This window comes from Lactococcus lactis (assembly GCF_029023865.1).
Classification (GTDB): domain Bacteria; phylum Bacillota; class Bacilli; order Lactobacillales; family Streptococcaceae; genus Lactococcus; species Lactococcus lactis.
The window spans coordinates 713440-738465 of sequence record NZ_CP118969.1; the positions used below are offsets into that span (position 1 = coordinate 713440).

The window sequence follows — 25026 nt, forward strand, 5'->3', positions numbered from 1 at the left end:
ATATAAGTGAATAAATATAAGTAATATCAGAAAAATGATGATGTATTTTGAAGATTATTTATAAAATTATTATGCAAGTGCATTTTGTCAAACAGTTATTGAATATGTTGATATAAATTCTAAGGGGGTTATGATACAATAGTTTAAGAAATTAGAAAAGAGCTTAACATGAAAATTAATACAATTCCACTAAAAATTGTCGTGTCAGTCATTATGGTTATAACAGTGATATTGTCTATTGTATTTGGGATAGGAATATGGGAAATTTTCCATAAACCTGATATATTGTTTATAAAAGTTTTATTTTATTTTTCATTTCTTATATCTTTGTTGTTAAATTTAGTATCTTGCTCTCAAGTATATAAGATATTAAAATATATGGATAAAGATGTTATATTCACCAAACAAATTCAGGGAATAATTAATAGAATAAAGAAGATAACATATGCTGTATTTGTTGTTTTATGGGGAATTTTCCCAATGATGTATCATGCGGCAATGACTACAAAGGTTTATGCTACGATTCCAATTGCACTAGTTTTCATTTTTTCACCTTTAATTTTAAGTACATTTACTGCCGTAATTGAACAACTCCTCAGAAAAATTATTGAAATAAAATCTGAAAATGATTTAACAGTATAAGAGGAGGAAGAAATTAATGGCGATTAAAGTACATATAGATAGAATTTTGGTAGAACGGCAAATGTCCGTGACAGAGTTGTCAGAAAAAGTTGGTATTACGATGGCCAATATTTCGGTATTAAAAAATGGAAAAGCCAAGGCTATACGTTTCTCCACTTTAGAAAGTTTGTGTAAAGTATTAAACTGTCAACCAGGAGATTTACTTGAATATATAGAGGACTAATTATTTAAATAATAAATAAAAACACCTAGAGGTGTTTTTTTATTTCTTTAAATATCAAGATAAACAATAAAAATATATCGTAAAACGATAAAAAAGTGTTGACAATCAGTAATTTTTTTACTAAAATAAAGTGGTATTTTGATATCAAAAAAATGATTTACTCGCATCGACCAAAATTTGAGTAAATCATTTATAGAGAAAATAACAAAATTAATGAGGTCTTTTGTGAAGACACCAGTTCTTTTTTGCTACCTTAAAATATTGTAGCATGTATGGTAAAGTAGCACAAGACTTGTTCTCCTATTACTATAATAGGAACCAAAATAAAGGATAGAAAATCTAAAATAAAGAAATTAATGATATGAAAAAGAGAAAAAGGATCAAAATTTCTCCAATACAAGGTGCTGTAATAGTTTTAATGTGTTTTATGGTAATAAGTATCGTCTTTAATATCCACGAATCACAACGGTGTGAGGTGTTAATACAAAAGTATAAAGTTGAACATATAGCGCGTGCTCGTCAATACAATATGATTATGCTGCTTTATAAATCAGTACCAATTGAATGGGAGAATGCCCAAAATGAAAATTCTAAATTATCGGATACAAAGTTGGTGAAAACTCTAGATGATGCTAAAGAGTTTAATGAAAAGGAAAGTAAGATAGGACAATGAGAAAAGTTGGAATAATCTGTCTCATATTTCTTACCCTAATCGTTTCATTGATTGCTTTTAAAGTGTATATAAATTATGAGCTTGACAGAAGAATAACTCTTGAATTTAAAAAAGAACAACATAGTATAGAAAGAAGTGCTAGAAATACGGTAGGGAGCACTTTTACAGAACAAACTGGATGTTCATAGTAAAAACTTAGATATCTTTAGCATTAAATGATGACCCTTGTTGCAATTTTTAAGCGACAGGGGTTAAGGCATTGTAAGGGTGGAAGAGTTATTTCCCTCCTACAAAAATATGGACTTAAAAGTCTGAATAAAAAAGGAAGATAGACTTCATGAAAAATTCTAAAATTTTACTTACCACGGTGACATTACTGACACTTACTGCAATTGGTATGCAAAGCGTAGATGCAGCTACTGTATCAGGCGCAGAAAATAGTACGGAGAAATCATTAAATAATCCCCAAAATAGTTCAACAGATTCAACACCAACACAAGATGAGTTAAGAGCACGTTTTAATGAACTCAAAGCTCAAAAAGAGGCGAATCAAGAGGCAGCGACATACAATAAAAATGCAAGTGATGAAAAAAATGCAGAACTTACTTCTCAACATAAAGTAATGGATATTGCAACAAATCAAGTGGCCGCTACAAATAATCTCCTTGCTACCCCATATAAATATGCGGAAATTGAAGCGCAAGAAGCGGCGGCAGGGAATCCAAATTCAATATCTGGAACAGATTACAAGAATTCAGAGCTTCAAGCACAGCATGAAGAGCAACAAACAGAATTAAGAGCAGAATTTAATAATCTTAAAGCGGCTAAATATAATCAATCTCCTTCAGATTATAAAGCTACAGAGCTTCAAGCACAGCATGAAGAGCAACAAACAGAATTAAGAGCAGAATTTAATAATCTTAAAGCAGCTAAGTATAACCAATCTCCTTCAGCGTATAAAGATGCTGAAATATCAGCACAAGAAGCATCAATCGGAAACCCAGATAATATCAAAGATAGTGACTATAAAACAGCAGTTTTAAAGCGTCAAGCATCTGAAAAAGAAGCACAAGAACATAATATTAGTGGAACAGATTACCGTAAGAGCGTCACTAAGTTGCAAGAGTTAAACAAAAAAGATAGTGCAAAAACTACAGAAACTACAGAAACAACTAATAAAGTGGCTGGAAAAGAAGCTGTTAAAGTCAATCCTATCGTTTCAAGTGGAACGGTATCAATCCATAGTGCACAACCTGAAAGTGCTAAAGCTGTAAAAGCAACAGCTACGGGAACAAAAGCTATTACAACGTCTGCAACTAAATCAGCTAATCAAAATGAAATTAAAACTCTTGCTGCAAGTTTACCAACAACAGGTGATGATGCGGGTTTCTCACTTTTTCTTACATTTATAGGAATGATACTTTTTGGTGCTGTAGGAGTTATCCTTGCGTTATTTCAAAAACATGGACGTCATAGTAAATAATTCTGGTTTATTGAAGATTTTGTTCAATTTGCGTTGAAACTATTATGCTGAAGATTCTCAAACCTTAAACTTATATTTATACTTGGGAGTAGGTATAATTAATATAGTGAGAATCGTAGTTTATTTATTATGAGAGAGAAAAAAGAGATGGGACAGAAAATAAAGTCAACGGATATTCTGAGAACGATAATTGGACTTTTATTATTGTTTGTCGGCTTCTATATCATGTCAAGTATTGATTTACATATTGGATATGTTCAAGAATTTACACTTCTGATTTTTAGTATTGTAGGAGTAGCTGTGATTTTTGGAAATCAGGCATTGATATGGTTTTCAAAACCACAGGGAAGATATACAAAAATTGCCATTGCATGTTTAATTATTAATACGGTATGGTCAATGCTTGGAGGAATTATTGTTGCACTGATTTTTGGTAATTCAGGGAATCATGCCAATGCAGTATTTGGAGATTATATCATGATATTTTTCGTCCCGTTTATGATTATGGGCGAAGAATTATTTTCAATCGGAATATTGGAAATACTTCGTACAAAGTGGGGATTATCAACTATGATTTCGACTTTAGTCACTTCGGTAATCTTTGGTTTAATTCATTTTAATACCTATAATGGTGGAAATGTTTTGCGAACAATTATTCAAATCTTATTAGTTCAGGGAGTGGCGAGATTGATATTCAATTACGCTTACTTGAAAACATCGAGTATTTGGACTTCGTATGCTGTTCATTTAGTCTTTGATTTAGTGTTTCTATTTGTTTTACCTTTTGTGATACCGAAATAAGGATAGGTTATAATAATATTTTGATTAAAGATTCATCTGGTAACTAATTAAAAATATGCTTAGATCAAAAAAAGAATAAAAAAAACAGACTAATGAAAGTCTGTTTTTTTTATATTTTATGAAGATATTTATCCTTTATCCGCACCAGCTGTGATTCCATTGACATAGAATTTTTGCATGATGACAAATAGGATTGTGATTGGGATGGCGATGATAACACAGCCTGCGATAAATTGTGTGAAGAAGGCTGTGGCAGCTCCTTTTTGCGAGTGAACCATGCTATATAAACCATAGGCAATTGTAAAGGTTTCTGGATGGGCTTGATTATTTCCTAAAATGATTCCAGAAAAGATGAAGTCTGTCCATGGGGCGATGAATGCCATTAAAGCAGTATAAACAATGATTGGGCGAGAGAGAGGCAAGGTGATATGCGTGAAAACTTGCCATTTGTTTGCTCCATCAATTGTTGCAGCTTCATCAATTGAACGTGGGATGGTGTCAAAGAAGCCTTTAGCGATGTAGAAACCTAATCCAGCTCCACCAACATATACCAATATCAAACCACCGAGGTTTAACATGTTCATTGCTTTTAAAATATAATAAAGAGCAATCATTGACATGAATCCAGGGAACATTCCGAGAACGAGGGCGATTTGCAAGAATGGTTTACGGAAAGCAAAACGTAAACGGGAAAGTGTATACGACATGATAATCGTAATAAATGTAGAAAGTGTAGCAGAGATAACGGCTACGATAAAAGTGTTAATAATCCATGAAACGAAGGGGAAACTACCACTTTTATTTTGGAAAAGTTGGATATAATTCTCAAAGGTAAATGTTTTTGGGATGATTGTTGAGACAAACCCTGTATTGTTTTGAGTCAGACTGGCTAAGACAATCCAAATAATAGGGAAAATCCAAACAATTGCTAAGAGAGCGAGTAGAATATATCTCAAACTTAATGAGATACGGCGTTGCGTTTTATAAGATTTCATTTCAATTAGCCCTCCTTAAATGCATTTGTACGACGGTATGCTACTAATGAAATAGATGCATTAACAATGAAAATCAAGATACCAAGAACTGCGGCTGCGTTGTAGCGTTGTGTTTGACCGAATACGAGGTTGTAGAGCCAAGTAACAAGAAGGTCGGTTGAACCTGCACCTTGGTAATTTGGATTCATTGGCCAACCACTAGTCAAGAGGTAAATAACGTTGAAGTTATTGATATTACCAATAAACTGTTGAATCAATGCAGGAGTCATAACAAAGAGAATCTGAGGGAAAGTGATAGAGCGGAAGATGTTCAAACTATTTGCTCCGTCAATACGAGCAGCTTCGATTTGATCTTGGGGGAGATTTTGGATAATTGCAGTAGACACAAGCATTGAGACAGGGATACCAATCCACATATTAACAAAAATTACCGTAATACGTGCGACCATTGGGTCAGAAGCTGCACCAATAAAGTTTATTGGATTAGAAATAAGATGAAGATTCATCAAGATTCCATTTAAAGCTCCTTGTTGGTCCAAAAATTGTGCCATCATCAATAAGGTTACAAATTGTGGAACGGCAAATACGATAACAAAAACGGTTCTCCAGAATCCTTTAAATTTAATTCCAGTAGATTCAATGAGAAGAGCTAGTAATACACCTCCAAGGAATGTTGTAGCTGTTGCAACAATTGCCCATACTAAGGTCCATCCCAAAACTGGGAAGAATGTGCCAGCTAAATCACCGGTTAAAACATTAGCAAAAGCTTGGAATCCAGTCCATGAGAAAGCAGTAGCATGAAGGCGATCATAGTTTGTGAACGCCATTGAAATCATATATACAGTAGGTAAAACGGTAAATGCTAGAACACCAATCAATGGAACAGCCATCAAAGTTGCATAAAGTTTTTCGTCAAGTAAAGAAGCGAGTTCTTCTTTATTTGTTGGGATATGTTTACCTTCTCGTTTTAAATAATAAAGATGCTTATTTGAGCGGTAGTTGAACCAATAAAGCAGTATAAATAAAATCACAACAAGACAGGCAATAAGTCCCCAAAGTAGAATTAAAACAGAGTTATCTGGTTGCAAAGTTTGTGGAAAACCAGAGGCATCGGTAATTGTTCTTTTTATTTTATTTGGGCCTAAGCTACTAAGAAGAGAGAAGGCACTGATTCCAGAGAAAAGAAGCCAGCCAATAAATGCAATTTCAAGAATTAAAAGTGTGAAGCCTTTTACCCATTGTTTATTTTTAATTTGGTTCAAACCCATAACAAAGAAGGTTAATTTTGTTACTGTGTCCCCTTTTGAGAAAACTTCGCCTAATTTAATTGATTTTTCTTCAGGAGAAATCGTGCTTTCAGTGAGTTTTCTTTTTTTCTTTTTAGTCATAATATTTCCTTTAAAAATTAAGAGGTTAGGCTGAAGGAGCCCAACCTCTTATTCACATATAACCATTAGATTGTCTCTTATTTAGAGATGCTGTCTTGGAATTTTTGTAATTGAGCTTGATAGTCAGCTGGTTTGATAGAGCCAGTGTAAGCACCGTTCATCAAAGGACCAGCATTATTCCAGAAAGTTGCCATTTGTGGAAGTTTAGGCATTACTACAGAATTTCCTTCTTTAGACATTGTAATAACTGCTTTGGTAACGTCTGAATTCTTCACAGCGTCATTCATTTGAGCGTCGTTATTTGTAGGAACATCTCCTTGAGAATTAAAGAGTTTCAACTGAGCAGATTCACTTGAGAGATATTGAGCAACTGTTTGAGCAGCAGCTTGACTCTTAGAAGCTGAATTGACTGCAAATCCTTTAATACCTTGGAATGATTGGAGTTGTTTAGCTTGTCCATCAATGTTGATTGTTGGGTAAGGAGCAACTGCGAAGTTATCACCTAAAATCTTTTTAATGTTAGCAGTATCCCAAGGACCGTCAAACATGGCAGCAACTTTACCGGCTTGGAGTTGATTTAAGGCGTTAGTTGTTTGAATTACATTTTTATTTGATTTTTGTGCAGCAATCCATTCAAGTGCTTTAACACCATTTGCCGATGCAACGTCAGTAGATTTCACATCTTCGCCTGATTTACCGAAAAGGGTTGTGCCAGCTGTAAAGAATACTGGATAAGAGTAGTAAGGGTCGGTGTAGTTAGCAGCAAATCCAGCTTTAGCAGTCATTCCTTCCCAAGTTTTGACATCGTCAGCTGACAATTTAGACTTGTTATAGAAGAGGACAAGAGATTCTGTTGATTTAGGGAATGCATAAATCTTGTCTTTGTAAGTTACACCATTAACAGTGACATCAGAGTTGTCTTTTTTGATTTCGTTAGCGAATTTTGTAGCAACTGGATTGATATAACCTTTATCAGCCATATCACCAAGTTGGTCATTTGGTACAGCGAAGACGTCAGCATATTTAGAAGGGTCTTTTGCGATATCTACTTTAGCATTTGCTGAACCAGACGCATTGGCAATAATTTGAACTTTAAGGTCTGGGTATTTTGAAGCCAATCCTTTAGCAACGTCTGTATATGTTGCTTTTTGTTGTGTGTCTACATAAACACGAACTGTTCCTTTAATGCTGTCTGAGCTAGAAGATGATGATTTGTTAGAACTTGCTGATGAACCGCAAGCTGCGAGGGTTGCGAGGGCGAGTACAGATGCTCCACCAAGAGCAACTTTTTTCCATGAATTCATTTTGTGTTTCCTCCTAATGAAAACGGTTTATTTTATACACTCCTCATTTTACGCAACCGTTTGCTTTTTGTCAAGGGAAAAAATATTACATTTTGATTACTTAGAAATTGGTTTATACCGACTTTTCAGCGTATTCTTTAGAATGAAAAATAAATGTTTTAAAAAATAATATGCGAAAATTTTCGCAAACGGTTGCGTCAATGAAAGCGTTATGATAAAATATGATTAATGTGAGATTTATCTTCTCCAGATGTGGTGGAAATGACACTATCGAAAAGCGACGGAAAAGGTGCTTTTCGCTGTCCTTGAGATTAATTGAAAATAGTTTAAGACAGTACAGCCATCAAAAAAATTTGGAGGTTCTATTATGAACAAAGCTGCAATTTATCATCGTCCTGAGTCGGAATTTGCTTATCTTTATGCAAAAAATCTGATGCATGTTCGTCTGCAAACACAAAAATGTGATGTGGAAAAAGTCGAATTATTTTATGGCGATCCTTATTCGTGGGAAGGGCTTGACAACCCTGAAACACAGTATTGGGCTAGTCAAAAAGTAGAGATGAAAAAGTATCTCTCTACTAATATTAGCGATTATTTTGAGGCCGAAATTACTGTTGCAACGAAACGAGTAGATTACTTATTTGTCATTACAGGTTTGGATGGAGAAAAAGTAGTTTACACAGACCAAGGAATGTTTGATTATGATGAGAGCTTGGTGACTAAAAAATATGGGGCTTTCCGTTTGCCTTATTTCCATGAAAGTGATCGTTTTAAAGCACCTGAATGGGTCAAAGAAACGGTTTGGTATCAAATTTTCCCTGAACGTTTTGCCAATGGGGATACGAGCAATGATCCTGAGGGAACAAAAGCTTGGAATCCACAAGATGTTCCTGACCGTCAAGATTTTTATGGGGGAGATTTGCAAGGGGTGATTGATCATTTGGAACATTTGACTGAACTCGGTGTGAATGGTATTTACTTTACCCCTATTTTTCAAGCTTTTTCTAATCATAAATATGATACAGAAGATTATACGGAAATTGATAAGCAGTTTGGGGATAAGGAATTGTTTAAAACTTTGGTGAAAGAAGCACATGCGCGTGGTATTAAAGTCATGTTAGATGCGGTCTTTAATCACATCGGAGATACGTCTGCTCAATGGCAAGATGTATTGAAAAATCAGGAAAAATCAAAATTTGCGGATTGGTTCCATGTTAATAGTTGGCCAGCAACTTATACTCCGACTGATGATTTTGAAAATGCTGAAAATGCAACTTATGATACTTTTGCCTTCACCCCACATATGCCAAAACTGAATACGGCTAACCCAGAGGTTGAAGCTTATCTTTTGAAAGTAGCTGATTATTGGATTTCTGAGTTTGATATTGATGCTTGGCGTTTGGATGTGGCGGATGAAGTGGATCATACTTTCTGGAAAAAATTCCGCACAACTTGTGATGCGGCAAAAGATGATTTTTATATTTTAGGTGAGGTTTGGCATTCTGCACAACCTTGGTTAGTTGGTGACGAATTCTCTGCCGTTATGAACTATGCTTATACTGATGCGATTAAAGATGGTTTGATTACGAAGAAGATTTCTTTGGAACAAATGGTTTCTAATATTAATACGCAACTGACATTATACCGTAAGCAAGTGAATCAAATGATGTTTAATGTTTTAGATTCTCATGATACACCCAGAATTTTGACTGTTGCAAAAAATAATAAAAATTTGATGAAATTGGTTGAAACGTTCACCTTCATGCAACCAGGTGTGCCTTGTATTTATTATGGGGATGAGTATGCGGTGACAGGTGGAATGGACCCTGAGTGTCGTAAGGTGATGCCTTGGGAAGAAAAAGATCAAGATTTAGAGATGTTTGACTTCTTTAAAAATTTGATTGCTCTACGCAAACAATATCAAGGAATTTTAAGTGATTCAGAAGTAGAATGGAAAATCGTAGATTCAGAAAATGGCATTGTGAAATTTGAACGTGGATCTCTGAAAGCTATTTTCAATATTGGCGAAAAACCGGCTTATTTTTCAGCTGATGAAGTGGTTTTCTCTAATTTGGTTGACCAAAATAATATTTTACAATATGGTTTTGTAATCTATAAATAGAAAACGGATTCTGTCAGTTCACTGCGACCGAGGGAATCATTGAATCGGTAAATAAAGAAACTATCGGCTTTGCTGATAGTTTTGTCAGTAAAAATTGCTGACAGAATCTTTGGTTTAGTGAGTATTTTACTGACGGGATTAACTTATAAAGCTGTCAGTAAAATTTTAATTGAGTTCATTCTCCTATATCCTAGGAAAATAGGAGAATGAACTCACATCTTAATGGAGTAATTAATATGAAAGAAAATTGGTGGCAAAAAACAGTCGTTTATCAGATTTATCCGCGTTCTTTTATGGATGCTAATGGTGATGGTGTTGGTGATTTGCAGGGAATTATCTCTAAATTAGATTATCTTGAAAAACTTGGGATTGGTGCAATTTGGTTGAGTCCAGTTTATCAATCGCCAATGGATGATAATGGTTATGATATTTCTGATTATCAAGCAATTGCTGATGTTTTTGGAACGATGTCGGATATGGATGAATTGCTCTTGGAAGCTAAAAAGCGAAATATTCAAATTGTTATGGATTTGGTAGTTAATCATACTTCTGATGAACATAAATGGTTTGTGGAAGCTAGAAAATCAAAAGATAACGGTTATCGTGATTATTATATTTGGGCTGATGAACCCAATGGTTTGCAATCTACCTTTTCTGGTTCTGCTTGGGAATTTGATGAGGAATCGGGCCAATATTTCCTTCATCTTTTTAGCAAGCGTCAGCCAGATTTAAACTGGGAAAATCCTCAGGTTCATCAAGAAGTTTATGACATGATGAATTTCTGGATTGATAAGGGAATCGGCGGTTTTCGTATGGATGTGATTGACTTGATTGGGAAAGAAATTGACCAAGAAATCACAGGAAATGGGCCTAAATTACATGAGTATTTGCATGAAATGAATCAGGCAACTTTTGGTCAGAAAAATTTGTTGACTGTGGGTGAAACTTGGGGAGCAACACCAGAGATTGCGGAACTTTATTCTGACCCTAAACGTCAAGAATTATCAATGGTTTTCCAATTTGAACACATCACAAATGCTTATCTTGATGAGGGCGAAAAATGGGATAAAAAGGAATTTTCAGTTTCAAAACTTAAAGAAATTTTAGCCAAATGGCAAGCTTTAGAAAAAGGTTGGAATTCACTTTTTTGGAATAATCATGATTTACCACGGATTGTCTCAAATTGGGGAAATGACGGGAAATATCGTTTGAAATCAGCTAAAGCTTTTGCGATTTTATTGCATTTGATGAAAGGAACGCCTTATATTTATCAAGGTGAAGAGCTTGGAATGACGAATTATCCTTTTGAATCAATTGAAGAAGTCAATGATATCGAGTCACGGAATATGTTTGCTGAACGCTTAGCTGCTGGTCATTCTGAAAATGAAATCATGGATTCAATTCGTCGTGTTGGTCGTGATAATGCAAGAACACCAATGCAATGGACTGCTGGAGAAAATGCAGGTTTTACTGATGGAAAACCTTGGCTCGCTGTCAATCCTAATCATGAAGAAATTAATGCTGATCAAGCCATGAGTGATCCTGATTCTGTTTTTTATACTTATCAAAAGTTGATTGAACTTCGTAAACAACATGATTGGGTCATTTATGGGGACTTCAAGTTGATTGATTCTGAGGCTGATGTTTTTGCATATTTGCGGACTTATAAGGGCAAGAAATATTTGGTCGTTGCCAATTTATCTGATGAAGAAAATCAATTTAAAACAGGATTTGTCTGTCGTGACTTATTGATCCACAATGAAAATTTCCTGCCTGAACTTTCTCAGATTAAATTAAAAGCTTGGGAAGCCTTTGCTTGCGAAGTGGAATAGTTAAAGCGCAAAAGGGTGAGGTGAAAATGAGCGAATTTAAAAGAATGGTTGCTGGCGAACTCTATAAAGCAAGTAAAGTTGAACCAGAATACAAACCTGATAATAATCGAGCATTAAATCAAGAAATTAACCAACTCAATCTACTTGATACAGAAAAAATTGTGGCACTTGAAAAAGAACTTTTTGGTCAAACTGGCGATGAGTTATTTGTAAATCCACCGCTTTACATCGACTATGGTAAAAATACAAGAATTGGTCAGCGCTTTTATGCCAATATGGACTGTATTTTTCTGGATGTTGCACCGATTACGATTGGCGATGATGTGATGTTTGGACTTCGCGTCAGTCTGATTACGGCTTCTCATCCAATTGATGCCGGAGTTCGACAGCGTGGACTAGAATATGGAAAAGCGATTACGATTGGTAACCGAGTTTGGCTTGGTGCAGGAGTAATTGTTAATCCGGGGGTTACGATTGGCGAAAATACAATTGTGGGTTCAGGAACGGTAGTGACAAAAAATTTGCCAGCAAATGTGATTGCAGTAGGTAATCCAGCAAGAATTCTCCGCGAAATTACTGATTCTGACCGACTTTACTGGGAAGAAAAAGAGAACGAATATTATGAAAAATAGGCTTTTACTTCTGTCAGTAACTTTACTTGCGACGTGTGCTTTAAGTGCTTGTCAAAAAGCAAATTCAAAAGATTCATCAGTAAAAAAAGTGGCTGTCAGCCAAAAGGTTGATAGGAGTTTGTATCGTAATTTTTATGAAATATTTACGAGTTCATTTGCCGATTCAAATCATGATGGCGAAGGTGATTTAAATGGGGTCACGCAACATTTAGACTACTTGAATACTGGAAAATCCAATTCTACAACGGATTTAAAAGTGCAAGGACTTTGGATGACACCGATTTTTGCTAGTCCTAGTTATCATGGCTATGATGTCACTAATTACGAAGAAATTAATCCTAAATTTGGAACAATGGCTGATTTTGAAAATCTGATTGCTCAAGCTAAAAAACGAGGAATTGCTGTGATTTTAGATATGCCATTTAACCACACGGCGACTGATAATGTTTGGTTTCAAAAAGCACTAGCTGGCGACAAAAAATATGTGGCTTATTATAATCGGTCAGATACAGCTAAAGAGGGTTATAGTTTAGCCAGCAACGGCAAATACTATGAGTCAGAGTTTGATAAATTCATGCCAGACCTCAATCTTGCCAATCCTGAGGTCAAAAAAGAAATTGCAAAAATTACGAAATTTTGGTTAGACAAAGGTGTTTCTGGTTTTCGTTTGGACGCTGTCGGTTTTTATTTCTCAAATGATGACAAAAAAACGACGGCCTTTACCAAATGGCTGACAGACACGGTCAAAAAGCAAAATCCAAAAGCCTATTTAGTGGGTGAAGTTTTTTCAACGGCTTCGGCAATTGATGATATTTATCCATCAGGTATTGATTCATTATTTGACTTTCCGAATGCTTTGCAATCGAGTTCAAGTCCAATTAATTCAGCTTTAGTCTTAGGTGAAGGCTCTTTATTTGGTCAACAAATTGAAGCATGGGACCAAGAAATTCATGCGGATAACCCGAAAGCCATTGACGCTCCTTTCTTGAGTAATCATGACACAGACCGATCTGCAACACTTTTAAGTTCTTTATCCATGCAGAAAATGGCTGCTCAAACTTATCTTTTGATGCCGGGAAATCCATTTATTTACTACGGTGAGGAATTGGGGCTGACCGGTTCTGGCATTGACCAAAATAAACGTTTGCCAATGCCGTGGAATGCTGCCGGGACAGATTCTCCCAAAGCAGACATTTCTGTGCCAGGTGCGACAGAAATTGCCACAACTGACGGAGGCTCAGTAGCTCAACAAGAAGCCAATCCGAACTCACTGCTCAATTGGTACAAAAAAATTTTACGGGTCAAAGCAAAATATCCTGAAATTGCGACGGATAGATTGAAAAATATTTCTGTCAGTGAAGAGAGCTTGTCTGTCATTAATTATGGAAAGGATTTGACTATTATCAATAATTTTTCCGATACAGAAAATGTGACAATGAAACTCCCAAAAAGCGTTGTTGGGACAAAAATCACTGACCAACTTTCTGTCAGTAGTTCTCAAGCAAAATTAACTGATGGAAAATTGACAATTCCAGCTTACAGCACCGTTATTTTGAAAAAATAAATAAGTTCAGTTTAGGGACTTTAAAAATGAAAATGTAAAACTATGAAAAAAATAAAAACAAATGATTTTCACAAGATGGTAGGTTATCAGATTTATCCAAAATCTTTCAAAGATACCAATGGAGATGGCATTGGCGACATCAATGGCATCATTGAAAAAATTCCTTATCTACGTGAATTGGGGATTGATTTTATCTGGATAAATCCAATTTACAAGAGTCCACAAGTTGACGGGGGCTATGATATTTCTGATTATCAAGTCATTGATGAAATGTTTGGCTCACTTGAAGATTTTAAAAAATTACTAGATAAAGCGCATGAAAATGGCTTGAAAGTCATCATGGATTTGGTAGTCAATCATACATCAGACCAACATCCTTGGTTTTTAGAAAGTCAAAAATCAAAAGATAATCCTTACCGTGATTATTATTTGTGGGAAGACGCTAGCCCTAACCAAATGCCAAATGATTGGATTTCCTTTTTTGGTGGTTCAACTTGGGCTTATGATGAAAAAACAAAACAAGCTTATTTTCACGTTTTTGCCAAAGAGCAGCCTGATTTAAATTGGAAAAATCCCAAAGTTCGGCAAGAAATTTATGACATGATTCGCTGGTGGTTAGATTTGGGAATAGATGGCTTCAGATTAGATGCGATTTCACACATTCAAAAAATGCCATGGAACTATAAAATTAAATCTTGGAAAGGCGACGGCCCGTGGGTGCCTTTCATGAATGTTGCTGGGATTGAAACATATATGTCAGATTTGAAAGCTATTTTTGATGAATATGGTGCTTTGACTGTTGGGGAAGCTTCAGGGGTTCGCTCCAAGCAAGCGCCCGATTGGACCGATGAAGCTGGCTATATCAATATGATTTTTGAATTAGAACATAATGTCAGAAAATCAAATGGCAATGGTCAGGGCAGTATTTATGGCTACAAAAAAGTCATTATGCGTTGGCAAGAAGATTTGCTTGAACGGGGTTGGAATGCTTTGTATATTGAAAATCATGACCAACCAAGAAGTATTGATACTTTTGGCGATGGTTCAATAGAATCAGCAAAAGCGTTAGCTGTCAGTTATATGCTCTTAAGAGGAACGCCTTTCATATATCAAGGGCAGGAATTTGGGATGACTAATTTTCCATTTACTGACGCAAAGCAATTACGAGCTGACGAGATTAAAAAGAAATATGAAATGTTACTGACAGAACTGTCAGCAAATCAAGCACTAGCAGAAGTCACTCAAAATAGTCGTGAACACTCAAGAACACCAATGCAGTGGGACAATTCTAAAAATGCAGGATTTACAAGTGGACAAGCTTGGATGGAAATTAATCCAAATTTTTCTGTTATTAATAGTCAAACTAATCAAGAACTCATTGAACTTTATAAAAAATTGATTGAATTACGGCATCAAGAACCAGCGATTTCAGAGGGTTCAATTAAATTTCATTTTAAAAGACATCCTCAAGTTTTAGTTTATGAACGAGCTGAATTTTTAATTATTGTCAATTTGGCTGACAAAAAAGCTCATTTAGATTTTACAAAAATTGACAGTTTTACTGACAGCTCTGCTGAAAGTTCTGTCATTAATTATCAACAAGTCTTGGGTAGTTCAAATCAAAAATTTCAAGAAAAAATGGTTCTGTCAGCCTGGGAATATCGGGTTTATAAAAAATAGAAGGTGAGAACAAGATAACACTATGAAACAAATCAAAAGAATTATGGGCATTGACCCTTGGAAAATCACATCAAATCAGATTGAAAAAGAAGACCGTCGTTTGCAAGAATCACTTACTTCCATTGGCAATGGCTACATGGGAATGCGCGGAAATTTTAGTGAAACTTATAGTGGCGACAGTCACCAAGGAACTTACATTGCAGGGGTTTGGTTTCCAGATAAAACACGTGTAGGTTGGTGGAAAAATGGTTATCCTGAATATTTTGGTAAAGCAATCAATGCCCTCAATTTTGCTTCTGTCAGAGTTTTTATTGATGACAAAGAAGTTGATTTAGCCGCAAGTCACGTGACTGATTTTAATCTGTCGCTTGATATGGAAAAAGGGGTACTCACCTATACTTATGTAGCTTATGGAGTACGTGTGACCGCCGAAAGATTTTTCTCAATTGCTCAACAAGAACTTGCGGTTTTTGCTTTCATGTTTGAAAGCTTAGATGGTGAAATTCATCAAATCCGTACAGCCTCAATCATTGATGCAAATGTTCGTAATGAAGATTCCAACTACGATGAAAAATTTTGGACAGTAAAAAACCTTGATAATACAGCTACAGGTTCATTTATTGTCACCGAAACAATTCCTAATCCATTTGGAGTTGAACAATTTACGGTAGCAGCTAAACAAAGCTTTGCAGGCGATTTTACTCGAGTTAAGCAAGAAACAAGAGAAAGTTCTGTTTTAGATGTTTACGAAGCAAAATTAATAGAAAATGCACCACTCACCTTTATCAAAAATGTTTTAGTTGTCACAAGTCGTGATATTGAACCCTCGAATTTAACAAAGGTGCTATCAAATTTGACCCTTGAAATTTCTAAGAAAACATATCATGAATTTTATAAAGAACAAGAAATCGCTTGGAAAAAACGTTGGGAAATTGCTGATGTACAAATTGACGGTTCAGCAGAAGCTCAACAAGGGATTCGCTTTAATCTTTTCCAACTTTTCTCTACCTATTACGGCGAAGATGAACGTTTAAATATTGGCCCTAAAGGATTTACTGGAGAAAAATATGGCGGAGCAACTTATTGGGATACAGAAGCCTATGCCGTTCCATTATACTTGGCACTTTCTGATGAAAAAGTTGCTAAAAATCTTTTAAAATATCGTCATAATCAATTGCCACAAGCACAACATAATGCCCGTCAACAAGGACTTAAAGGTGCTTTGTATCCAATGGTTACTTTTACAGGTGTTGAATGTCATAATGAGTGGGAAATTACATTTGAAGAAATTCACCGTAATGGAGCAATGGCTTATGCGATTTATAACTACAGCAACTACACGGGAGATGAAACTTATCTTGCTCATGAAGGCTTAGAAGTTTTGATTGAAATTGCTCGTTTTTGGGCAGATCGTGTGCATTATAGTAAACGAAATGATAAATACATGATTCATGGAGTCACAGGCCCAAATGAGTATGAAAATAATATCAATAACAACTGGTACACTAATAAATTGGCAGCTTGGGTTTTGACTTATACTGCTGAAAGTTTAGCGAAATATCCACGCCCAGATTTAATTGAAGGAGCTGAAATTGCTCACTGGGCAGAAATTGTGGATAAAATGTATTATCCAGAAGATGAAGAATTGGGTATCTTTGTTCAACATGATGGCTATTTAGATAAAGATTTGACTCCAGTGGCTCAACTTGACCCTAAAAATCTTCCATTGAACCAAAATTGGTCTTGGGATCGAGTGTTACGTAGTCCATATATTAAGCAAGCAGATGTGCTTCAAGGAATTTATTTCTTCGGCAATCAATTTTCATTAGCCGAAAAACAACGAAATTTTGATTTTTATGAACCATTAACTGTTCATGAAAGCTCACTTTCTCCATCCATTCATGCGATTTTAGCAGCAGAGCTTGGCATGGAAGACAAGGCTGTTGAAATGTATGAAAGAACAGCTCGTCTTGACTTAGATAATTATAATAACGACACAGAAGATGGACTTCACATCACATCAATGACTGGCTCATGGTTGGCGATTGTTCATGGTTTTGCCCAAATGAAAACCTGGGATGGTCAATTGAGTTTCGCCCCATTTTTACCACAAGCATGGACGGGTTATGCCTTTCACATTAACTATCGCGGACGTTTATTAAAAATTTCTGTTGGTCAAGAAGTGAAACTTGAATTATTACGTGGCCAAGTCTTAAATCTTGAAATCTATGGTGAAAAAATTGAGTTAAAAGATTTTTATGTTACGAAAACAAAGTAATTTGATGTCTTTAAATGACTTTTTTATCAAAAATCTAAAAAATAGTTGAAAATTAATCGAAAATTTGGCAAAATAAAATTTCAGAGTGTCAAATAAAAGAAAGAGAAAGGAGCGGTGAGTTGAGCTGGGTTTAGCTAGTCTCAAGTGAAAATATGGCAGTTACAATTAAAGATGTTGCAAAAAAAGCTGGTGTTAATGCCTCAACGGTCAGTCGGGTCATTAAAGATAGTTCAGAGATTTCGGATAAAACAAAAGTAAAAGTTCGCAAAGCCATGCATGAATTAGGTTATCGAAGGAATGCAGCGGCTCAGATTCTAGCTTCGGGAAAAACAAATACAATTGGTGTTGTTTTCCCGCCAGTGGCTGACAAAGCGAGCCAACCTTTCTTTATGAAAATATTGACCTCAATCAATGAAACAGCTCGTGATTACGATGTTTCAATCGCTATTGCGACGGGGCATTCAGCCAAAGAGTTGAAAAAACAGATTGAACTTCAATATTCAGAAAAGCGTGTTGACGGATTTATCGTGCTTTACGCTGGAAAAAATGATGAAGTTCGCGATTATTTATTAGAAAATAAGGTTCCTTTTGTTTTAGTTGGAACTCCGGCTGAAGGAAAAAATGAAATTACCCATGTGGATAATGATAATATGCTGCTTGGACGCGAGGCTGTTCGTCATTTAGCACAATTAAAACATCAAAATATTTCATTTGTGACCGATACGAAAGAAACAGAAGTTTTTGAAGAACGTTATCAAGGTTTTAAAGATGAATCCGAGAAACTTGGGCTCAATCATGACCTCTTGTTTATGGATGCTAATTTTTCCTTGCGAAATGAAATAGCTCTTGTAGTTATGGATGATGTCTTGTCTTTAAAAGTTGTGGAACGTCTAAGAAGTCAAGGTCTAAATGTTCCAGAAGATGTGAGTTTAATTACTTACAACAACTCTATCTTTGGAGCAATGATTCATCCTTATTTAACAACTTTTGACATTCATATTGAGCAATTAGGGGCAAGTGCAATTAAGAAAATCTTGGACTTACGAGATAAGAAAGAAAATTTGCCAGAAAAATCAATTATCCCTTTTGAATTAATTATTAGAGAATCAACAAAAGCTAGAATTTAAGTTCTAGCTTTTTTAGTTTTGTTTAAGATAAGGTTAAGCCTAGTACAAGACAAAAATATGATAATAGTGTAAAATAATAGAAAGGGTTGGGCGCAGTTTTATTGACTTTCCAAGCAATTTAACTAAAAATAATTTATAAATTATGAGCCCTAAAAAATGTGAAAAGGGATGGATTCAATGATTAAAATTTTATTAGTGGAGGATGATTTATCACTCTCAAAATCTGTTTACGATTTCTTAAAATCATTTGCGCAAGTCAAACAGGTTTATGATGGAGTTGAAGGACTCTATGAGGCAGAATTGGGAATTTATGATTTAATTTTGCTTGATTTAATGCTTCCAGAAAAGAATGGTTTTGAAGTCTTAAAGGAATTACGTGAGCAAAATGTAGATACACCAGTCTTAATCATGACTGCTAAGGAATCTTTGGATGATAAAATGCACGGATTCGACATTGGAGCAGATGATTATTTAACAAAACCTTTCTATTTAGATGAACTAAAAGCACGTATTCAAGCACTTTTGAAACGGACAGGTAAATTAGAAGATTCAAACGGTTTAACTTATGGAAATATTCGTTTGAATTTATCAAATAAATCAACTTTAGTTGATGATCAACCTGTTGATTTAATCGGAAAAGAATTTGATTTAGTCGTTTATTTAATGCAAAATCAAAATGTTGTTTTGCCAAAAGAGCAAATTTTTGACCGGATTTGGGGCTATGACAGTGATATAACAGTAACTGTTGTTGAAGTTTATATGAGTAAAATTCGGAAAAAATTGAAAGATACAGAATTTGTCAATAATCTTTCAACCTTGCGAAATGTTGGCTATATCTTGAGATAAAATTTTACTGACAGCTTATTGTCTAGAGATGAAAGTCATCTATAAATTAACAAAAAGTTCTGTCAGTAAATCTATCTAGAAATGAGACCTCTTTGAAGAAAATAATTAAAAAAGTTAAATCTTCAGCTATTGTAAAAAATGATGGGAAAAATTTCCTTCATTTTTTTCTAGCTTTTACAGTCATTTTTGTTGCTTTAGCCGTGATTATTATTCAAGTCATGCAATTAGGAATGTATCGAGCGACTGACCAAAATTTACACAATTTGGCTCAAAACCGAGTCTTTTTGATAGAAGCAGCGAATAATCAATTAGGAATGAATAATTCGCAAGATAGTGGCTATTACGGTCCCAATAATAGTGTAATTTTTTATGATTCAGAGGGTAAAAGTTTCATACCTTCAGCGGGTTCAAATGCAAATATAAGTACAGACTTTGGCATGAGCCTTCTGCAAAAAACAATGAAATTTAACGAAAATCAAATTAACACTATTCAAACTGTTTCTGTAAAAAATCCTTATGGAGATAATTGGCACTATCGTTATCTGACAACATCACAATTTATTATTACAAATACTGATGGAACAGTAACTCCGGTTTATGCACAAATTTTTTCAAATGTTGACCAAATTCAAGATGCCATGAGCCGAGCCATGTGGGTCATTGTGACAACAATGATTACTTTCTGGCTTCTGTCAGTAATTATTAGTCTATATCTTGCAAACTGGACATTAAAACCAATTTTGGCCGCTTATGAAAAACAAAAAGAATTTGTTGAAAATGCTTCACATGAATTGAGAACACCTCTGGCAATCTTGCAAAATCGTCTAGAATTACTTTTCCAAAAGCCAACAGCAACAATTATTGATGAATCAGAAAATATTTCTGAAAGTTTATCAGAAGTTCGTAATATGCGTTTATTAACAAGTAACTTACTGAACTTAGCTCGTCGAGATTCTGGAATCAGAATTGAGCCAGAGGCGACTACGGCAACTTATTTTGAGAATATTTTTAATAGCTATGAAATGCTTGCTGAAAACGCAGGTAAAAAGTTTTCAGGCCATTTGAAATTAGATGGAACGATTAATTTGGACCAAGCCCTGATCAAACAATTGCTAACCATATTATTTGATAATGCTCTTAAATACACGGGTGATGAGGGTGAAATCTCTGTAGATGTTCAAAAAAATGGGGGATTCTTAGTTTTTGCTGTCGCCGATAATGGTGAAGGAATTTCTGATGAAGATAAGAAAAAAATCTTTGACCGCTTTTTCCGAGTAGATAAAGCAAGAACGCGTCAAAAAGGTGGCTTAGGTTTGGGTCTTTCTCTGGCCAAACAAATTGTTGAAGCTTACAATGGGAAGATTACAGTTGAAGATAATAAACCTAAAGGTACAAAATTCATTGTTAGAATTCGTGTGGATAGCACAATTTCAAATCCTGCAAAAATTTTCCAAAAGTTGTAAAATATGATAGGAAAAAATTACTGACAAATTATGATAAGATAATAGTAACATTCAAATTATGACAATTTTGTCAGTCGATTTACTAGTTTTTAAAGACAATTTCTGTTAGTAAATAACTAAGTAAATCTAAAAAGGAGAAAATCAGAGATATCAGTGTTAGAAAAAATAGACAGCCCAGCGGATTTAAAAAAAGTATCAAATCAAGAACTAGAAGAATTAGCTTCAGAAATTAGAACAGCAGTTCTTCATAAAGTATCAAACATCGGTGGACACGTTGGCCCAAACTTGGGTGTGACTGAATTAACAATTGCCCTTCATAAAGTTTTCAATTCACCAATTGATAAGTTTATTTGGGATGTTTCTCACCAAACTTATCCACATAAAATTTTAACTGGACGTAAAAATGGATTTACTGATGGACATTTCCATGACATCACACCTTACACCAGTCAAAGAGAATCAGAACACGACTTTTTCACAGTTGGCCATACCTCGACTTCAATTGCTAATGCCTTAGGTTATGCCAAAGCGCGTGATTTGACAAATGACAAAGGCAACATTGTTGCGGTCATTGGTGACGGTTCACTTTCTGGGGGACTTGCTATGGAAGCCCTCAATAATGCCGGAGATTTCAAAGGAAACCTCATTATTTTAGTTAATGATAATCAAATGTCAATTGCTGAAAATCATGGAGGACTTTACCGTAACCTTGCCGAACTTCGGGCGACAAATTGTCAAGCCGAAAATAACTTCTTTAAAACTTTTGGTTTAGATTATAAATATCTTGAAAATGGAAATGATATTGAATCTTTAATTCACCTATTTGAAGAAGTAAAAGATATCGACCATCCAATTGTCCTTCATATTCATACTGAAAAAGGACGTGGTTATCAACCAGCTCTTGAAAATAAAGAAGCTTTTCACTGGCACATGCCTTTCGATTTAGAAACTGGTCAATCAAAAGTGATTGATTCTGGTAAATCTTATAGTTCAGTTATGTTGGATTACATGGATAAAAAGGTTTCAGAAGGCCTTCCTCTTGTTGCCATCAATGCAGCAATTCCAGGAATCTTTGGACTGAAACAATTTGCAGCTAAATATCCTAACCGTTATATTGATGCAGGAATTGCTGAGCAATTTACCATTACTTTTGGTGGTGCAATGGCTGCGGCTGGTGCTCGTCCAATTATTTTCCACAATTCTACTTTTGTTCAACGTGCTTATGATCAATTTTGGCATGACTTAGCAATTAATGAAGAACCAGCAATTGTTATTGTTAAAGGTGGAGTTATTTCAGGTTCAGATGAAACACACCAAGGCTCATCAGCCATGACTTGGATTTCAAACATTCCAAATATCAAATATCTTGCTCCAACTTCTGAAGAAGAATTTATTTCAATTCTTGATTGGGCACTTGAGCAACATGAAGAACCAGTTGTGATTCAAATGCCAGAACACGGCTTAGAATCACGTCCGACTGTTCTCACAGATTATTCAACCCCTTCATATCAAATGACAAAATCAGGCGAAAAAGTTGCCCTCTTGGCACTTGGTGGTCTTTATTCACATGGTGAAAAAGTAGCTAAAGTTTTGGCTGAAAATGGAATTAATGCAACCCTAATAAATCCACTTTTCATCAACGATTTGGACCAAGCTTTCCTTGAAAACTTAGTTGAAAATCATCAAGTTATTGCGACGATCGAAGATGGAATTCTTGACGGAGGATTTGGTCAAAAAGTTGCTTCCCTCCTTGGTAAGTATGATGTTAAAGTTTTGAACTTTGGTGCGAAACGTGAATTTAATGATTCTGTTCCAGTGACAGAACTTTATAATCGTTATCATTTGACACCAGAACTTATGGTTGCTGATATTCTTAGTCTTTTGAAATAAAAATTTACTGACAGATGTTCCAAAATATTTCTGTCAGTAAAAATAAAGAACTGGTAATGTCTGTCAGTAAAACTAGCAAGAATGATGATAAGTTCTTACTTAATAAAGTGAAATAGATGAAAAAAGTATTAGTAAAAGCAGTACATGGCTACCAACGCTGGATTTCTCCAGCCTTGCCACCAGCCTGTCGCTATTATCCTACCTGCTCCAATTACATGGTTCAGGCCATTGAAAAACATGGACCAGCCAAAGGTTTGGCAATGGGAACAGCACGTATTTTACGTTGTCACCCATTTTGCCAGCCAGGATATGATTTAGTTCCAGACCATTTTAGTTTGCGAAGAAATTGGGCAGAACCAGAAAAAGAAGAAGACTCAAATTAATTTGAGTCTTTTCTATTTATAAAATTATAGAAAACGCTTCAAAAAATAGATGAAATCGCTATCAAATGTCATAAAAAAATGTTAAAATGAAAAAAAGAATAAAAAAGGAGTGTCATCTATTATGCCATTTAGTAAAGATTTTCTCTGGGGCGGAGCAACTGCAGCTAATCAATGTGAAGGCGGCTATAATCAGGGAGGACGTGGGCTTGCCAATGTCGACCTTGTTCCACACGGAAAAGATCGTTTTCCAATTATTACAGGGGAAATGAAGCACCTTGAATTCGATGAAGACCATTTTTATCCAGCAAAAGAAGCGATTGATATGTATCATCATTGGAAAGAAGACCTCGCACTTTTTGCTGAAATGGGATTTAAAACCTATCGAATGTCTATTGCTTGGACAAGAATTTTTCCAAAAGGCGACGAACAAGAGCCAAATGAAGAAGGCTTGCAATTTTATGAAGATATTTTTAGAGAATGCAAGCGTTTAAGAATTGAACCCTTAGTAACCATCACTCACTTTGATTGTCCTGTCCACCTAATTAAAGAATATGGTGGCTGGCGTAATCGAAAAATGGTTGGTTTCTATGAAAATTTAGCCAGAGCAATTTTTACTCGTTATAAAGGATTAGTTCGCTATTGGTTGACATTTAATGAAATTAATATGCTCCTCCATGCTCCATTTATGGGAGCAGGACTTGTTTTTGAAGAAGGAGAAAATAAAGAACAAGCCAAATACTTAGCCGCTCATCATGAACTATTAGCATCGGCTTTAGCAACAAAAATTGGACATGAAGTTGACCCAGAAAATAAGATAGGCTGCATGTTAGCTGCTGGAGATTACTATCCATTTGATTGTAATCCAGAAAATGTTTTTGAAGCTCAAAAACAAAATCATGATAATCTCTTTTTCATTGATGTTCAATCTCGTGGAAAATATCCAAACTACCTTTTAAAGAGATTAGAGCGTGAAGAAATTACACTTCCGATTGAAAAAGGCGACTTAGAAATCCTTGCTGAAAACACAGTTGACTTTATTTCATTTAGTTACTATGCAAGTCGAGTCGCTAAAGTCAAGGATGAGGATGCAGATAAATCAGCTGGAAATATCTTTGAATCTGTAAAAAATCCTTATTTAGAGGCCAGTGAATGGGGTTGGCAAATTGACCCACTTGGTTTAAGAATCACAATGAATTCTATTTATGACCGCTATCAAAAACCATTATTTATTGTAGAAAATGGTTTAGGAGCAGTAGATAAACCTGATGAAAATGGATTTGTAGCTGATGATTATCGAATTGATTACATGGCTGCACACATCAAAGAAATGAAGAAAGCAGTTGAACTTGATGGCGTTGAACTATTAGGTTATACTTCTTGGGGATGTATTGACTTAGTATCAGCAGGAACGGGTGAGATGAGCAAACGTTATGGATTCATCTATGTCGACCGAGACGATTCTGGTAAAGGAAGTTTGAAACGGACGCCTAAGAAATCATTTAACTGGTACAAGAAAGTTATTGCAAGCAACGGTGAAGATTTAACAAATGAATAATTAAAAAGGGGGGGTTTCCTCCTTTTTTTATCAAACAAAACATTTCTTTGATTTAAGATTTTTATCTAGCAAGAAAAATTTACAATAGTTAAGCAAGTGTCCATTAAAAGGAAGCAGTGCTAGAACTTTTTTATGAAATATGATA

General features: G+C 35.1%; 20 protein-coding genes. 17 read left to right on the forward strand and 3 right to left on the reverse strand.

Features of this window, described 5'->3' with window-relative positions; all coding sequences use genetic code 11:
• The first annotated feature begins 168 nt into the window (after positions 1-168).
• The 5 genes from PYW37_RS03755 (at position 169) to PYW37_RS03775 (ending at position 3822) form a co-directional block, all read left to right on the forward strand.
• A complete protein-coding gene (locus tag PYW37_RS03755) occupies positions 169-642 on the forward strand; it encodes a DUF2975 domain-containing protein (protein WP_025016953.1) in 474 nt (157 codons plus the stop codon).
• A 16-nt stretch (positions 643-658) separates the two neighbouring features.
• The gene (locus tag PYW37_RS03760) at positions 659-865 is read left to right on the forward strand and encodes a helix-turn-helix domain-containing protein (RefSeq protein ID WP_023189708.1); all 207 of its coding nucleotides are present in this window, start codon (positions 659-661) and stop codon (positions 863-865) included.
• Positions 866-1226: 361 nt separating this feature from the next.
• Positions 1227-1538, forward strand: a complete 312-nt coding sequence (locus tag PYW37_RS03765) for a hypothetical protein (protein WP_025016952.1) — start codon at positions 1227-1229, stop codon at positions 1536-1538.
• Positions 1539-1875: 337 nt separating this feature from the next.
• The gene (locus tag PYW37_RS03770; protein WP_023189705.1) at positions 1876-3021 is read left to right on the forward strand and encodes a hypothetical protein; all 1146 of its coding nucleotides are present in this window, start codon (positions 1876-1878) and stop codon (positions 3019-3021) included.
• Between the two features lie 147 nt (positions 3022-3168).
• Entirely contained in the window at positions 3169-3822 is a 654-nt protein-coding gene (locus PYW37_RS03775; protein WP_023189704.1) for a CPBP family intramembrane glutamic endopeptidase, read from the forward strand.
• A gap of 128 nt (positions 3823-3950) precedes the next feature.
• Here the strand turns inward: PYW37_RS03775 and PYW37_RS03780 are convergent, their stop codons facing one another.
• From PYW37_RS03780 to PYW37_RS03790, 3 genes are all read right to left on the reverse strand, one after another.
• On the reverse strand, positions 3951-4817 hold the full coding sequence (locus PYW37_RS03780; RefSeq protein WP_015426871.1) for a sugar ABC transporter permease: 867 nt from the start codon (positions 4815-4817) through the stop codon (positions 3951-3953).
• Between the two features lie 5 nt (positions 4818-4822).
• The gene (locus PYW37_RS03785; RefSeq protein ID WP_023189703.1) at positions 4823-6205 is read right to left on the reverse strand and encodes a carbohydrate ABC transporter permease; all 1383 of its coding nucleotides are present in this window, start codon (positions 6203-6205) and stop codon (positions 4823-4825) included.
• 77 nt (positions 6206-6282) lie between these two features.
• Positions 6283-7509, reverse strand: coding sequence for an extracellular solute-binding protein (locus PYW37_RS03790; RefSeq protein ID WP_025016949.1), 1227 nt, complete (start codon positions 7507-7509; stop codon positions 6283-6285).
• 367 nt (positions 7510-7876) lie between these two features.
• On the opposite strand from PYW37_RS03790, the gene PYW37_RS03795 reads away from it, so the two are divergent.
• The 12 genes from PYW37_RS03795 (at position 7877) to PYW37_RS03850 (ending at position 24881) form a co-directional block, all read left to right on the forward strand.
• On the forward strand, positions 7877-9631 hold the full coding sequence (locus tag PYW37_RS03795; RefSeq protein WP_044009705.1) for a glycoside hydrolase family 13 protein: 1755 nt from the start codon (positions 7877-7879) through the stop codon (positions 9629-9631).
• 236 nt (positions 9632-9867) lie between these two features.
• The gene (locus PYW37_RS03800; protein WP_023189701.1) at positions 9868-11463 is read left to right on the forward strand and encodes a glycoside hydrolase family 13 protein; all 1596 of its coding nucleotides are present in this window, start codon (positions 9868-9870) and stop codon (positions 11461-11463) included.
• Between the two features lie 26 nt (positions 11464-11489).
• Positions 11490-12095 (forward strand): sugar O-acetyltransferase, encoded by a 606-nt coding sequence (locus PYW37_RS03805; protein ID WP_032943491.1) that lies wholly within the window; start codon positions 11490-11492, stop codon positions 12093-12095.
• Positions 12085-13659 carry an alpha-amylase family glycosyl hydrolase gene (locus PYW37_RS03810; RefSeq protein ID WP_025016947.1) on the forward strand — a complete coding sequence of 525 codons (1575 nt, stop codon included), beginning with the start codon at positions 12085-12087 and terminating at the stop codon, positions 13657-13659. Before PYW37_RS03805 ends, PYW37_RS03810 begins: the two co-directional genes overlap by 11 nt.
• 42 nt (positions 13660-13701) lie before the next feature.
• Positions 13702-15339: an alpha-glucosidase gene (locus PYW37_RS03815; protein ID WP_050428193.1), complete on the forward strand. Its 1638-nt coding sequence runs from the start codon at positions 13702-13704 to the stop codon at positions 15337-15339.
• Positions 15340-15361: 22 nt separating this feature from the next.
• On the forward strand, positions 15362-17617 hold the full coding sequence (locus PYW37_RS03820; protein WP_025016945.1) for a glycoside hydrolase family 65 protein: 2256 nt from the start codon (positions 15362-15364) through the stop codon (positions 17615-17617).
• Positions 17618-17769: 152 nt separating this feature from the next.
• On the forward strand, positions 17770-18744 hold the full coding sequence (locus PYW37_RS03825; RefSeq protein WP_025016944.1) for a LacI family DNA-binding transcriptional regulator: 975 nt from the start codon (positions 17770-17772) through the stop codon (positions 18742-18744).
• Between the two features lie 177 nt (positions 18745-18921).
• Positions 18922-19590 carry a response regulator transcription factor gene (locus tag PYW37_RS03830; protein WP_211279595.1) on the forward strand — a complete coding sequence of 223 codons (669 nt, stop codon included), beginning with the start codon at positions 18922-18924 and terminating at the stop codon, positions 19588-19590.
• 92 nt (positions 19591-19682) lie between these two features.
• The gene (locus tag PYW37_RS03835) at positions 19683-21053 is read left to right on the forward strand and encodes a sensor histidine kinase (protein ID WP_023189696.1); all 1371 of its coding nucleotides are present in this window, start codon (positions 19683-19685) and stop codon (positions 21051-21053) included.
• Between the two features lie 147 nt (positions 21054-21200).
• Positions 21201-22943, forward strand: coding sequence for a 1-deoxy-D-xylulose-5-phosphate synthase (locus tag PYW37_RS03840; protein ID WP_025016942.1), 1743 nt, complete (start codon positions 21201-21203; stop codon positions 22941-22943).
• Positions 22944-23059: 116 nt separating this feature from the next.
• On the forward strand, positions 23060-23326 hold the full coding sequence (gene yidD, locus PYW37_RS03845; protein ID WP_010906087.1) for a membrane protein insertion efficiency factor YidD: 267 nt from the start codon (positions 23060-23062) through the stop codon (positions 23324-23326).
• 121 nt (positions 23327-23447) lie between these two features.
• Positions 23448-24881 carry a 6-phospho-beta-glucosidase gene (locus PYW37_RS03850; RefSeq protein ID WP_023189694.1) on the forward strand — a complete coding sequence of 478 codons (1434 nt, stop codon included), beginning with the start codon at positions 23448-23450 and terminating at the stop codon, positions 24879-24881.
• Positions 24882-25026 lie beyond the last annotated feature (145 nt).